Source organism: Streptomyces sp. NPDC004561 (assembly GCF_053602155.1).
On the sequence record NZ_JBSGDB010000039.1, the window covers coordinates 19,405 to 32,923 of the forward strand.

A 13,519-nucleotide genomic window follows, 5' to 3' on the forward strand; every position below is an offset into this window, starting at 1 on the left:
TGACGCGATGGCACCCTCCCGTGATCACGCACCGCTCGCCGAGCGGGTCGAGGAACTCCTCGCCGCCGGCGGCCCCTTGCCCATCGTCGCCGCCGGCCGCCCGGTGCTGCGGTCCGGCACCGAGCCGTACGACGGTCAGCTGGGCCCCGCCCTGCTGGCCCGCTTCGTCGAGGCCCTGCGGGACACCATGCACGCCGCTCCGGGCGTGGGCCTCGCCGCGCCGCAGGTCGGCGTGGAGCTGCGGATCGCGGTCATCGAGGACCCGGCGCCGGTGCCGGAGGAGGTCGCCGTGGCCCGGGGCCGGCGCCCGCAGCCGTTCCGGGTCCTGGTCAACCCCGCCTACGAGCCGGTCGGCACGACCCGTGCCGCGTTCTTCGAGGGCTGTCTGAGCGTGCCGGGCTGGCAGGCGGTGGTGGCCCGGCACACCGAGGTACGGCTGCGCGCCGAGGACGAGAACGGCCGCGCGGTCGACGAGGTGTTCGCCGGGTGGCCCGCCCGTATCGTCCAGCACGAGACGGACCACCTCGACGGCACCCTCTACCTCGACCGCGCGGAACCGCGCTCCCTGTCGACGAACGAGGCGGTGGCGGCGCTGTGGGCCCAGCCGACCCCTGAGGCGGCTCAGTGCGCTGCCGATCTGGTGCACGGTGTTGACCAGGCCCGAGCCGGCCCCCGCGTCCGCGGGGGCGACGCCGTCGACGCCGCAGGAGGTCAGCGGGGCCAGCGTCAGGCCCTGGCCGGCGCCGATGAGCACCATGGGCGGGGCCACGCCCGTCAGGTAGGGGGTGTGCGGGCCGAGGCGGCTGAGCCACGCCATGCCCACCGTGGTCAGGACAACCCCGGTCAGGAGCACGAGCGGCCTGGCGGCCCGTTCCAGCAGCCGCGGGACCTGGACAGCGAGAACGAAGTTGACCAGCGTCATCGGCAGGAACGCGAGGCCGGCCTGCAGCGGTGTCCAGTGGTAGACGCTCTGCACGAACTGCGCGGTGAAGAAAAAGAAGCCCATCATCGCGCCCATGTAGAGCATCCGGGTGAGGTAGGCGCCGCGGCGCTCCCGGCCGGCGAACAGTCGCAGCGGCACGATCGGCTGCGCGGCCCGCCGCTCCACGCGGACGAACAGCCCGAGCATCAACACGCCGACCACCAATGGCACCAGGGTCAGCGGGGCGGTCCAGCCGAAGTCGGCGGCGTCCACGATGCCGAGGACCATTGCGGTCGAACCCAGTGTCGCCAGCACTGCCCCGGCGATGTCGAAGCGGCCTTGCCGGCGTTCGGTCTCGGGCAGGAACCGCAGGGCCGGCACCACCATCACGACGCCGACCGGCACGTTGAGGATGAACCCGGCCCGCCACGAGATCAGGTCGGCGACCAGCCCTCCGACGACCAGGCCGAACGCGGCGCCTAGACCGGCGACAGCGCTGTAGGCGGCCATCGCCCGGTTACGGGCCCGGCCCTCGGCGAAACTGCGCGTCAGAAGGGACAGCGCGGACGGGGCGAGCACCGCAGCCCCGATGCCCTGGAGCGCGCGTGCGCCGATCAGCCACCACTGGGTCTGCGCGGCGCCCACCAGGAGCGAGGTCAGCGAGAAGACGACCAGGGAGAACAGGAACACCCTGCGGTGTCCGAACAGGTCACCGGCCCGGGCTCCCAGCAGCAGCAGTCCGCCGAAGACCAGGACGTAGGCGTTGGTGATCCAGGACAGACCGGTCTCGGAGAACCCCATGTCGGAGCGGATCTGCGGCAGCCCGGTGAAGACGATCGAGTTGTCGAGGATGACCATGAAGTAGCTGACACAGATGATCGCGAGGATCAGCGTCGCGTGGGCCGGAGTCCCGTTGGGTCGCGCCGCCGCATGCGCCGATGCGCGCTGTGCGGTGGTGGTCATCGCGTCACCAGCCCCGTCGTCAGCGTCCTGCCGTCCGTTTCGGTGATCGCCGACGCGGCGGACGACGCGCCGCCGAGGCGCGCGGAGGCGTCCCCCGTGCTGATCACAGACTGCCTGGTCACCGCCGCACCAGCACCTTGAGGGCCTTGCGCTTCCTTGAGGTACGGGTCGGCGCCATGCCCGGCGCGGACGTCGCCGGCTTCGTACATGAGTGCTGCGCACACGCTGTTCCTTCAGGTCGGTTTCATCGGGCCCATCGAGGACTCGCAGTCCTTGGGCCTTCTCCAGGGAACCGCGGGCGGACGCGCAGGTGGGAGTCACTCCTTTTCCAGGTAATGGCAGTACCTCGCAGGCGCTCACCGGCGCACCTACCGTGAGGGTGCAGGCCGGCTCCACACCGCCCGAGCAAGAGGAGGTCCCCGTGCCCTTGGCCGCCCGTGCCGAAGCTTTCACCCACCCCATGTGCGACGCCGACCGGTCCGAGGACACGCCTGCCCACGCGTTGCCCATCAAGCTCCCGGGGTGTGACCATGACTGAGAGTGACAGGAAGAAGAACCTGGCCGCCGAGGTCCGCGAGTTCCTGAGCACCCGGCGCGCTCGAATCACTCCGGAGCAGGCTGGGCTGCCGGTCTTCGGCGGGAAGCGCCGAGTCGCGGGCCTGCGCCGCGAAGAGGTCGCTCTCCTGGCGGGCATGAGCGTCGACTACTACGTCCGGCTCGAACGCGGGAACCTCAGCGGAGCCTCCGACTCGGTCCTCGAGTCCCTCGCACACGCTCTGCAGCTCGACGAGGCCGAGCGCACCCACCTCTACGACCTGGCCCGTGCGGCCACGCTCTCAGGCCGGCGGCCCACAGTGACTGCTTCCCGGGTGCGGCCCACGATCCTGCGGCTGCTCGACTCCATGACCGACGTACCGGCGTACGTCCGCAACGCACGGTTCGACATCCTGGCCACCAACGGACTGGGCCGCGCGCTGTACGCACCCGTCTTCGACTCGCCGCTGTTCGCCCAGCGCGGGCCGGTCAACAGTGCTCGTTTCATGTTCCTGGACCCCGCGAGCAGGGAATTCTGGGTCGACTGGGACAAGGGCGCCGACGACGCGGTGGCCTTCCTGCGAACCGAGACGGGCCGGGCACCGCACGACAAGGCGCTGATCGATCTCATCGGCGAACTCACGACGAGGAGCGGTGACTTCGCCCGCCGGTGGGCACGCCACGACGTGAAGTTCCACCGCTCCGGCGTGAAGCACCTGCACCACCCGTTGGTCGGTGATCTCGCCCTGCCCTATGAGGCGATGGACCTGCCGTCCGACCCCGGCCTCCGCCTCAACTTCTACACGCCCGAACCGGACTCCCGGGAGCGCGAGGCACTAAGCCTGCTCGCCAGCTGGGCGGGCACCGGCACCGTCGTGCCCTCCCGGAACGACTGACCACCATCGATCGAGGAGAACCACTCCATGCAGTACCGACCGCTCGGCCGCACCGGCGTCCAGGTCAGTCCCCTCTGCCTGGGCGCGATGATGTTCGGCCCCTGGGGCAACGCGGACGAAGCAGACTCGGTGCGGATCATCCACCGCGCCCTCGACGCGGGCATCAACTTCGTCGACACCGCTGACGTGTACTCCGCCGGCGTCTCCGAAGAGATCGTCGGCAAGGCCCTCGAGGACCGCCGCGACGATGTCTTCCTGGCGACCAAGTTCTTCATGCCGATGGACCAGGCCGACCCCAACCAGCGAGGCGGCTCGCGGCGCTGGATCATCCGCGAGGTCGAGAACTCCCTGCGGCGCCTGGGTACCGACCACATCGACCTCTACCAGGTACACCGCCCCGGCCCGGACACCGACGTGGCCGAGACCCTCGGCGCCCTCACCGACCTCGTGCGCCAGGGCAAGGTCCGCTACATCGGCTCCTCGTCCTACTCCGGCTCCCAGATCGTCGAGGCCCAGTGGACCTCGCGGGAGCGGCACCTGGAGCGGTTCGTGACCGAGCAGCCGCCGTACTCGATCCTGGTCCGGGGCATCGAGGAGGACGTGCTCCCCACCGTGCGCCGTCACGGCATGGGCACGCTCACCTACAGCCCGCTCTCCGGCGGCTGGCTCTCGGGCCGCTACCGCAAGAACGCCTCCGAGGGCCCCGCCTCCTCGGCGCGCCCCCAGGCCCGCTTCGACATGAGCACCCCCGCCAACCAGCGCAAGCTCGACGCCGTCGAACAGCTCGCCGTCCTGGCGGAGAAGGCCGGCCTCACCCTGATCGAGCTGGCCGTCGCCTTCGTCATCAACCACCCGGGCGTCACCTCGGCGATCATCGGCCCGCGCACCATGGAGCAGCTGGAGGCGTTCCTGCCCGCCGCCGACGTCACGCTGTCTTCCGACGTGCTCGACGCCATCGACGAGATCGTCGCCCCCGGGGTCACCGTCAACCCGGTCGACAACAGCTACGGCGACTTCGAGCTGCGGGTCGACCAGCGGCGACGCTGACATGATCCGGCCGGTGGTGCCTCGTCGAAGGCGGCGGGCGGGACCATGCGCGGAGGACGCCGGTTGGCCCGTGGTCGGCCCGGGACGGATTCACTTGGAGCCCGCGCAGTCGCGTAGGGTGCCGTGTTGATTGCGGAACATACCTTCGGTGGCGGGTTGCCTGGAGCGCAACGATGCCTCCAGGCAATCCGACTTCAGGCTCTAGAAGAAGCCCAGCTTCTTCGGCGAGTACGACACCAGGAGGTTCTTCGTCTGCTGGTGGTACACGCCTGACCTCGCTCCTGACCTGCGACAAAGAGCGGGAACATCGAGTGCCAGGCTGAGTCGGTCCGCACCTGGTCCGGATCTTGATGAGTGGTACGTGGTGCTAGCGAGTGGCTGCAAAGCCGAACGCTCTCCGGGAGGTGTCTGAGGCGATGCCTGTGCCCGCCGAGGGGCGCACGGGCTTCTCGTCCGCAGGCTGTTCATGGTCGCGGAAGCTGTGACCTGTTCCGCCTGATGGACGCTGCCGACCGACATCGTCCGCCCCCTGCAGGACCGCGAGGTGCGGGTTGACCGCGAGACGCTCGCCCTCGGGTACGCGGGCAGTTACTCCTGTTTCCTCCGGCACGCCGATGCCGCGGCGCGCCGTCACGGCCTGGACACCCGAGCGATCCTTATCGAAGCTGGCCGGCGCAGGATGGTCGGCGGCCAGGCCGACATGATCACGGACATTGTGCTGGACCTCGCGGCGGCCGGTTGCGTCGACTGGCGCGAGTGATCGGTGCGGTGGCTGTGGTGGCCCGGCGGGGCCGGTGCCACCGCTGCTCACGTCAGAGGGCGGACGGCGATGTCAGCGGCTCGTGTCGGCGTCACCTTCGTCATTCGGAGGCTCTCCCTGTTTCCCGCCGCCCGGAGGGGAGCCGTCCCCGTGCTCTTCCAGCAGCTCGAGAAGCGCGGCGTCCGCTCTCCTCTGATCTTCCTTCGTCAGCTCGACCGGTGCGTTGTTGTAGACGGTGTAGCGATCTGGATCGATGATGTTGGCGGCCCTCAAGCTGAACGTCAGCAGGGGGCGCCAACCCTTGCGGTGGCCGACCCGAACTTGGAGCTGAGCCTTGTAGTCACGGGCCTCCGGGAGGAATCCGGAAAACGGTGCCTCGAACTCGAGAAAGAGTTGTTGCGCTTCTCTGCCGGGCACGACGAATCCGGCGGGCAGCTTCGTCTCCTCGTCCGGCCCCGGTTGGAGCCGGGACGTGGAGGACACCCACAGGAGCGGCAGATGAGAGGCGGGCTCATCAGGGAAAGTCAGGATGAGGTCCTGCACGACGATCGGTTTGGGACCGGTGTTGTGCAGGACGAGCGGCAGTCTTAGGCGTGCCGTGGAACCGTGGACGATCGCCGCGAAGGAATGAGGTTCCCACGCCTGCAGGCGTCCCTGTCGGGCGTTGAGCCACCAGAACGACGCGACGGTGAAGAGCAGTGCGCAGACTGATACCACACTGGCGCCGGTAAGCGATGAGGACGCGATCTGATCCGCCGCGACCATCAGCGGAACCACAGATTCAGTCTGCCAGCCCCACCGTGGGCTCGCTAACAGGACGAGTGGAGGCCTACAGTCCCTCGGAACGGGTCAGAGGCTGGCGAGGAGTACGAGATACCAGGCGACCAAAGCAGAGCATGTCACCGCGGGGAGGAGTTTGGTCAGCCCGTCGCCCTTGCGTACGTGCGTGGTCACGGCACCGGCGAGCAGCATCAGCAGCCCGATACCGGCCAGGCCGCCGCACAGCGGTACGACCGGGCCGAGGGCCACGCCGATGGCGCCCGCCAGCTCCAGCGTGCCGATGACCCGGTAGGCCGCGGTGGTGAAGCCGGCGTGGGCGGCCAGCTCGGGCATCGGACCCAGGGCCAGAATCTTGGCCACGCCCAGCAGGGCGAAGATCAACGCGATGAGACAGGTCAGCGAGGCGGAGAGGATCACGAGGCGCCTTCGGGGGTGTGCGGGCGGCGGGCCTGGCGGCGTTCGGCGCCCAGGCCGGCGAAGTAGGCGATCAGGTCGGGGTTGTCGACCGCGGAGGGGTTGAGGACCTGGTCGGCGGGGGCGCCTTGGAGGAGGCGTTTGACCGGGACCTCGAGTTTCTTGCCGGTCTTCGTGTGCGGGATGGCCGGTACGGCGGTGATCTCGTCGGGGACGTGGCGGGGTGAGGCGCCGGTGCGGATCGCGTCGCGGATCCGGTCGCACAGGGAATCGTCCAGCTCGATCCCGTCGGCGAGGACCACGAAGAGCGGCATCCAGTAGCCGCCGTCGGGTTCCTCCGCGCCGATGACGAGGGCCTCGGTGATCTCGGGGAGGCGTTCGACGATGTCGTGGATGTCGGCGCTGCCCAGGCGTACGCCGTTGCGGTTGAGGGTGGCGTCGGAGCGGCCGTGGACGATCACTGAGCCGTGGGAGGTGAGGGTGATCCAGTCGCCGTGCCGCCACACGCCCGGGTAGGCGGTGAAGTAGGCGTCGTGGTAGCGGCTGCCGTCGGGGTCGTTCCAGAAGTACAGCGGCATGGAGGGCATCGGGCGGGTGACGACCAGTTCGCCGACCTGGTCGACGACCGGCCGTCCCGTGCCGTCGTACGCCGCGAGCGCCACGCCGAGGTTGGGAGCCGACAGTTCACCCGCCCACACCGGGGTGGTGGGGGCGCTGCCGGCGAAGCCGGAGACGACGTCCGTGCCGCCGCTGGTGGAGGCCAGCTGGATGCCTGTGCCGACGTGGTCGCGGACCCAGGTGTAGGCGGACGCCGGCAGGGTGGAACCCGTGCAGCCTATGACGCGGATCGCCGACAGGTCGTGCACGGAGGGTTCGATGCCGAGCTTGGCCATGGCCAGCAGGTACTGGGGGCTGGAGCCGAAGACGGTGATCCTGTGGCGGGCCGCCAGCTCCCACAGGATGTCCGGGCGCGCGACCGGCGCGGGACTGCCGTCGTAGGTACAGGTGGTGGCGCCGGTCAGCAGGGTGGAGACGACCAGGTTCCACATCATCCAGTGGGTGGTGGTGTACCACACCAGTCGGTCACCGACGCCCAGGTCGCAGTGCAGGCCGAGGGTCTTGAGGTGCTCCAGCAGGACGCCGCCGTGCCCGTGGACGATGCCCTTGGGCAGGCCGGTGGTGCCGGAGGAGAAGACGACCCACAGAGGGTGGTCGAAGGGAACCGGGGCGATAGTGAGGTGCTCGGTACGGGTCGCCGCGTCCTCCCAGGGAACCGTGAGTCCGGCGGCCCGGGTCTGGGCCCACGCAAGGCCCAGGTGATCCACCAGAACCGTGGCCTTGAGAGTGGGCAGGGCGGCGGCCAGGTCGAGGGAGGCTGCGCGGCGGTCGTGCGCGGTGCCGTTGAAGAGGTAGCCGTCCGCCGTGATGAGCACTGTGGGTTCGAGCTGGGCGAAGCGGTCGGCGGCGGCCTTGGGCGCGTAGTCCTGGCCGCACACCGACCACACCGCGCCCAGGCTGGCGGTGGCGAGGAAGGCGATGACGGCGTGGGGGGTGTTGGGCAGGTAGCCGACCACCCGGTCGCCCTGGCCGACGCCCAGGTCGCGCAGGGTGGCTGCGACGGAGGAGACCTGGGCGCGCAGCTGTCGGCCCGTGATCTCGTAGCCGGCTCCGGTTTCGTCCAGTGCGGTGATCGCGGGGGCGTCCGGGTGCAGGTTGCGCAGCGCGTGGTGGGCGTAGTTGAGGGTGGCGCCGGGGAACCAGCGGGCGCCGGGCATGGCTTCCTCGGCCAGCACCCGCTCGTACGGAGTGGTGGCGTCGACGTCGAAGTACTCCCACACCGCCGCCCAGAATCCTTCCAGGTCCGTGACGGACCAGTGGTGCAGGGCCTGGTAGTCGGTCGGGTCCGGAATCCCTTCGGCGCCCTGGTGCCGGGCGGCCCAGCGGGCGAAGTCCGCGATGCGGCTGCCGGCGGCCTCTTGGGGGTCGGGCGGCAGGAAGGGCTCCGGATAGGGCGTGGAGTGCGGGGTGGTCATGGTGTGGTGTTCCTCGTCAGGGTGCGGGCCGGGCTTCGGCGGGGCGGCGGGCCGTGTGCAGCAGGGGAGCCCAGGCGGCGGCGTCGGTGAAGTCGCCGGTGCCGGTGGGGACGGTGTCCATCACGACGCGGTCGGGGCGCAGTAGGACGGCGTCCGCCCGGCCGCGTGCCAGCCAGGCGGCCAGCGTGCCGTCGTCGTCCAGGTCGCCGACATGGATCACGGATGCGCCCAGGGCCGTGGCCACGCCCATCATCCGTGCCATGGGCGGCAGGGCGGTCAGCACGGTGAAGGAGTCCCCGAGGATGTCGTCGAGGCGCACCCGCCTGCCGTCGACGATCACCCAGGGTTGCGGGCAGAAGGTGCCGGCCAGTGAGCGGCCGGTCAGCCGGGGGCGGCGTCGTACCAGCGGAGTGGCGGTCAGTGTGGGACTGAGGTCGCGGCTCACCGCCGCGGTCACACCGGGGATGCGGCAGGCCGCGCCCACCACGGCCCGGCGGATGGCCGCACCGCGGTCCTGTCCGCCGGTCATGGCCCAGCCGACGGCGACCGCGACACGGATCACGTGGCGGGCGTGCGGCTTGCGCTCCTGCTGGTAGGTGTCCAGCAGTCGGTCGTCCGCGCCCTGCTGAAGGACGCGGGCGAGTTTCCAGGTGAGGTTGCGGGCGTCGCGCAGGCCCGCGCACAGGCCCTGCCCGATGAAGGGCGGGGTGAGGTGCGCCGCGTCGCCCAGCAGGAAGACGCGCCCACGGCGCCACCGGTTGGCGAGGCGGGCCCGGAAGGTGTACCGCGCCTGCCGGATCACCTCGAAGTCGTCGCCCCCGCCCCCGTGGGCAGCGGACGGCAGGTCGACCCAGGGGGCGACCAGCTCGTGCAGCCGTTCCAGCTCTTCCGGGCCGTCCAAGGTCTCACCCTCGGCCAGTCGGAACTCCCAGCGGTAGCGGTCTTCGCCGACTCGCATGAAGGTGGCCGGGCGGGTGGGGCAGCAGATCTGCTCGGCGCCTTCCCAGGTGCGCACCGGGAGGCTGGTGCGCACGTCGATGACCCGCCAGCTCTCCTCGAAATGCAGGTCCTCCCACACGGCGCCGATGGCGTCGCGGGTGATGCTGCCCGCGCCGTCGCAGCCGAGGACGGCGTCGGCCCACACGTGCTCGTCCTCATCGCTGCCGTCGCGGCGGAAGGTGACCCGGACCGGAGCCGTTCCGTCGGTGTCCTGGCTGACGGACACGACCTCCACCCCGCCCCGCAGCTCGCACTCGGGGCGACGGGCCAGGGCGTCGCGCAGCAGCCGTTCCAGCTCTGGCTGGTCGAACATGCTGGTCTGCGGGAAGCCGTGGTGGCCGTGCAGGGACCGTGGGAACTCGGCGATCACGCGGCGCCGGGCGTCCAGCAGCCGCAACCCGGGCGCCGGCCTGGCGAGAGTGGCGAACTCCTCGTGGACGCCGACGCTCTGCAGGATCCGGCGAACCTCGTCGTCCACGACGACGGCGCGCGGCAGGGGGTAGACGTCCCGGTGGCGTTCGAGGAGCAGGCTGGGCACTCCGTGCCGGGCGAGCAGGAGCGCGGCCGTGACTCCGACGGGTCCCGCACCGATGATCACTACCGGTCTCCGGGATGCGGCGCTCACGTCGCGTCCGCCACAGCGGTCCGCTGCTCGCCCAGGTCGATCCGCCCGTCGGGGGTGGCGATCGAGGCGGTGACGAGGTCACCGTCGCGCAGATACCGGGGGTTCTTGGCCTGGCCGTTGAAGAACGCCTTCCACTTCAGCGCGGGCGGCAGCAGCGCGGCGATCTTCTCGACCGGCTTGGGCGGGGCCTTCAGGGCGGTGCCGCCGGGCGTACCGGTCAGCAGCAGGTCGCCCGGGTCGAGGGTCTGGAAGCGGGCGAGCAGGGTGAGCGCCTGCGCGGGCCGCACGATCATGTCGGCCAGGGTGCGGTCCTGACGCGTTACACCGTTCACCGACAGCCGCAGTCGCAGGTCGATCAGACGGTCGAAGTCCTCCGGCTCCAGCAGGGCCAGGTACGGACCCGTCGGCGTGAAGGTGGGGTAGGACTTGCTCTCGTAGAACTGGGTCTTGGTCAGCTGGACGTCGCGGGCACTGACATCGTTGGTGAGGACGAGCCCGGCGACGTACGAAGGAAGGTCCTGCTCCTCCACAACCGTGCCCACCGGGAGCGTCGCGCCCATGACGAGGCCGAGTTCGACTTCGTAGTCGAGGAAGTTCACGTGCGTGGGGCGGACGATCGTGTCGTGCGGGCCGCTGACCGAGCCGGACGCCTTGCGGAAGAAGGTGGGCGGGATGTCGCCCGTGAAGCCCGAATCGCGGGCGTGGCTGCGGTAGTTGACCATCTGGGCGACCACCCGGCAGGGGGTGGTGACCGGGGGCAGCGCCACCAGGTCGGCGACGGGTGTGCCGCGCTCGCCGGAGGCGGCGGCCTCCCGGACGGCGGCCCGGTCGGCGAGCAGTTCGGCGGTGGTGACCGCCTTGGTCTCGATGCGGACGGCGCGCTCGTTTCGGACGGCCCACCAGCCGTCGGGTGTGCGCAGCACGTTGGTGCTCATGAGCTCATCGCTTTCATCAGGCCCAGCAGGCGTGCGGGGTCGAGTTCGTTGTCGTCGCGCAGGGCCGTCATGACCTCGCGGAGCTTGGCGGGGGAGGGGTTGGTGCCCAGGAAGTCGCGGGTGACGGGCGGGCCCCACTGGGCCAGGCCGCTCGCCGACATCGGTGCCCATCCGGGTTCGAGGTCGCAGGAGAACAGGTCGCCGTCGGCGAAGTGCTCCAGCATGAAGCGGTCGGGGTCGCGCCAGTAGTCGAAGAGCTGGCTGCCCTGGATGTGCCGGCCGATGCCCCAGCTGCGCTGGTAGCCGCGCTCGGCCAGGTACTCCCCGCCGGCGGCGATCGCGTCGAGGTCGGTGACCTGGTAGGCGGAGTGGACGTAGCCGGTGCCCGGCCCGAGGTGCAGGGCGAGGGTGTGGTGGTCCACGGGCAGGCTGCCCTGGTCGCAGCGGATGAACGCCATGGTCGGCCCGCGCTGGCGCTGTCCGTCCAGGAACAGGAAGTCGGACACGATCATGCCAAGGGTGTCCAGGTACCAGTCCAGGGTGCGGGTGAACGTCCGCGTCTCCAGCACCACGTGGCCGAGGCGCTGGATGCGGGACGGCTTACGGGGCGGGCGCTGGGTGGTGTTCGTACGACGGCCTTCGATGCCGGTGTTGAGGATCAGCGGCTGCTGCCCGGGCAGCGCGGGCAGCGGTTCGGCGCAGTGCACCACCCGCACCGGGAGTCCCGAGGGGTCGAACAGGGCGACCGACCGGCCGCCGCCGGGGACGTCGATGTCCCGGACGGTGTGTCCGACGGCGGCGGCCAGCCGGTCGACATCGGCCCGCTCGGCCGCGCGGAACGCCGGTCCGAGGAAGCGGGAGGCACGCCCGCGCCGGATGACCATGCAGGGTGAGCCGGCGAACGTGCCGCGCAGCCACAGCTCGTGCTGGGTGCGGGCGGCGATCGCGAAGCCGAAGTCGCGGGCGAACACCTCGGCCCGGTCCAGGTCGGGCTTCTCGAACTCCAGCCAGGCCAGGTCCGCGACCTTGATCACGGGATTCCGGGCTCGTCCGGGGTGCTCTCCGCGCAGGGCGCCCTGCTCACTGTGGAGGTCTTGGTGGGGCGTCAGAGGACCGCCCTTGTTAACGGGGATGTGGGACATGGTGTCCTCCAAGCAACACTGCCGTAATGAGGAAATCATCAACTCTGGCGTTTCTCATCGTCAATAGGTGCAGCCCAAATAATTGAGGATCTCATCAGTAATGGCAGAGTCATCGTCGCGATGGTTACACTGGGCCGTATGCCGACGTCAGCCCCGCCCAAGAACCGCTTCGAGCGGCGCCGCGCCGAGACCCGTCAGGCGCTCGTCCGTGCGGCCCGGCAGATCCTCGCGGAGACCGGGGACACCAGCGCCAGCATCCAGGCCATCGCCGCGCGCGCCGATGTCGGTTTCGGATCCTTCTACAACCACTTCGAGTCGAAGACGGAGCTGTTCGACGCCGCGGTGTCGGACGCCCTGGAGGAGTTCGGGCAGGTCATCGATGCGCGCGTGGAAGGCATCGACGACCCGGCCGAGCTGGTCGCGGCCGGTTTCCGGCTCACTGCCCGGATGGCGGACTCCCACCCGGAACTCATGCGGATCCTGCGTGACCGCGGCCTGTCCCACATCCACTCGGACAGCGGTCTCTCGCCGCGCGCCCTGCGCGACCTGGAGATCGGCATCGCGTCGGGCCGCTTCACCTGCGACAACGCGACCACCGCTCTGTCCGCCCTGGGCGGCACCCTGCTGTCCCTCGTGGCTCTCAGACTGGACCGCCCGGACCTCGACGGCGACGAGGCCGCCTCCGACCTGGCCGAGATGGTCCTACGCATGCTCGGTGTCGCCCCGGACGACGCCCATGAGGTCACCCGGCGCCCGCTGCCCGAACTCGCCCGATGACCTCCTGCACCTGAAGCGCGGCCCTCTGTGGTGCTACGCCGGCGGCGACGAGGAACGCGGTTGCCGCGGCCTCACCAGTGGGGTCCGCCCACGGGCATGCGGCGTTCTCCTCGGCGAGGGCCAGCATGAGTGCCTCCAGTGCTTGGGCGAGCACGGGTGCTGGAAGGTGGTCCGCGAAGACGCCTTCGCGCTGACCGCGCCGTAGGGTTGCGACGGCTTCTGCGCGGGCCGGTGCCAGGGTGGTGCGGATCTCGCCCTCTCCCAGATGGCGCCGTCCCAAGGCGATGAGCACGCGGTAGTGGTCGCCCACCGTCCATGCCGCCAGCACCATCCGTGTCATCGCCTCGACCGGGTCGGCATCCGCGGTACGGGCTCCGGCGAACGCCTGCCGAAGTTCATGGCCTGCTTCCTGTGTCAGGTCGGCGATCAGCGCATGCCGGCTGGGGAAGTGTCCGTAGAGGGTGCGCCGGGCTACGCCGGCCGCCTGAGAGATGCTGTCGAGACTCGCGTCCGGGTCCTCCCGCAGTTTCTGCCGGGCGGTCGCGAGGATGCGTCGGCGGTTGGAGTGAGCATCCTTGCGCTGCCAGGTACGGCCCGGGGTGTCGGTCGCCTGCATGGTTCTTTCTCCCCACGGTCCCAGTCGCTGACGGGACGCACACGCGTGCCGACGTTCGGGCGGGCGCTGACCAGGC

11 protein-coding genes and 3 pseudogenes are annotated in these 13,519 nt (G+C 70.4%); 5 read left to right on the top strand and 9 right to left on the bottom strand.

The genetic code is table 11. From position 1 onward, the window contains the following. Positions 1-7: 7 nt before the first annotated feature. Positions 8-631: pseudogene (locus ACWEN3_RS08215) on the top strand (peptide deformylase); the annotation flags it as partial. A gap of 51 nt (positions 632-682) precedes the next feature. Here ACWEN3_RS08215 and ACWEN3_RS08220 read toward each other — a convergent pair. Both ACWEN3_RS08220 and ACWEN3_RS08225 read right to left on the bottom strand, forming a co-directional pair. Beyond that, positions 683-1,885: pseudogene (locus ACWEN3_RS08220) on the bottom strand (MFS transporter); the annotation flags it as partial. Beyond that, positions 1,882-2,094: a hypothetical protein gene (locus tag ACWEN3_RS08225; RefSeq protein WP_452967190.1), complete on the bottom strand. Its 213-nt coding sequence runs from the start codon at positions 2,092-2,094 to the stop codon at positions 1,882-1,884. The gene ACWEN3_RS08225 and the pseudogene ACWEN3_RS08220, both read right to left, overlap by 4 nt. A gap of 321 nt (positions 2,095-2,415) precedes the next feature. On the opposite strand from ACWEN3_RS08225, the gene ACWEN3_RS08230 reads away from it, so the two are divergent. From ACWEN3_RS08230 to ACWEN3_RS08240, 3 genes and pseudogenes are all read left to right on the top strand, one after another. Further along, positions 2,416-3,315, top strand: a complete 900-nt coding sequence (locus ACWEN3_RS08230) for a helix-turn-helix transcriptional regulator (protein WP_452967192.1) — start codon at positions 2,416-2,418, stop codon at positions 3,313-3,315. Positions 3,316-3,342: 27 nt separating this feature from the next. After that, positions 3,343-4,362: an aldo/keto reductase gene (locus ACWEN3_RS08235; protein ID WP_452967194.1), complete on the top strand. Its 1,020-nt coding sequence runs from the start codon at positions 3,343-3,345 to the stop codon at positions 4,360-4,362. A gap of 480 nt (positions 4,363-4,842) precedes the next feature. Then, positions 4,843-5,122 (top strand): annotated as a pseudogene (locus ACWEN3_RS08240) (4-hydroxy-2-oxovalerate aldolase); the annotation flags it as partial. A 72-nt stretch (positions 5,123-5,194) separates the two neighbouring features. Here the strand turns inward: ACWEN3_RS08240 and ACWEN3_RS08245 are convergent. From ACWEN3_RS08245 to ACWEN3_RS08270, 6 genes are all read right to left on the bottom strand, one after another. Further along, positions 5,195-5,899, bottom strand: a complete 705-nt coding sequence (locus tag ACWEN3_RS08245; protein WP_452967196.1) for a hypothetical protein — start codon at positions 5,897-5,899, stop codon at positions 5,195-5,197. Between the two features lie 72 nt (positions 5,900-5,971). Then, positions 5,972-6,319, bottom strand: a complete 348-nt coding sequence (locus ACWEN3_RS08250; protein WP_452967198.1) for a DoxX family protein — start codon at positions 6,317-6,319, stop codon at positions 5,972-5,974. Next, positions 6,316-8,349, bottom strand: coding sequence for an acetoacetate--CoA ligase (locus ACWEN3_RS08255; protein ID WP_452967201.1), 2,034 nt, complete (start codon positions 8,347-8,349; stop codon positions 6,316-6,318). The genes ACWEN3_RS08250 and ACWEN3_RS08255 overlap by 4 nt, the downstream gene beginning before the upstream one ends. A 16-nt stretch (positions 8,350-8,365) precedes the next feature. Next, complete coding sequence (mhpA, locus tag ACWEN3_RS08260) at positions 8,366-9,973, bottom strand: bifunctional 3-(3-hydroxy-phenyl)propionate/3-hydroxycinnamic acid hydroxylase MhpA (RefSeq protein WP_452967204.1); 1,608 nt, start codon at positions 9,971-9,973, stop codon at positions 8,366-8,368. Next, a complete protein-coding gene (locus ACWEN3_RS08265; protein WP_452967207.1) occupies positions 9,970-10,908 on the bottom strand; it encodes a fumarylacetoacetate hydrolase family protein in 939 nt (312 codons plus the stop codon). The genes mhpA and ACWEN3_RS08265 overlap by 4 nt, the downstream gene beginning before the upstream one ends. After that, positions 10,905-12,050, bottom strand: coding sequence for a VOC family protein (locus ACWEN3_RS08270; protein ID WP_452967209.1), 1,146 nt, complete (start codon positions 12,048-12,050; stop codon positions 10,905-10,907). Before ACWEN3_RS08270 ends, ACWEN3_RS08265 begins: the two co-directional genes overlap by 4 nt. A gap of 138 nt (positions 12,051-12,188) precedes the next feature. Here ACWEN3_RS08270 and ACWEN3_RS08275 point away from each other — a divergent pair, with 138 nt between their 5' ends. Further along, a complete protein-coding gene (locus tag ACWEN3_RS08275) occupies positions 12,189-12,827 on the top strand; it encodes a TetR/AcrR family transcriptional regulator (protein ID WP_452967212.1) in 639 nt (212 codons plus the stop codon). On the opposite strand, the gene ACWEN3_RS08280 is transcribed toward ACWEN3_RS08275, so the two are convergent. Next, a complete protein-coding gene (locus tag ACWEN3_RS08280; RefSeq protein WP_452967215.1) occupies positions 12,793-13,443 on the bottom strand; it encodes a TetR/AcrR family transcriptional regulator in 651 nt (216 codons plus the stop codon). The two genes, ACWEN3_RS08275 and ACWEN3_RS08280, sit on opposite strands and share 35 nt — an antisense overlap. Positions 13,444-13,519 lie beyond the last annotated feature (76 nt).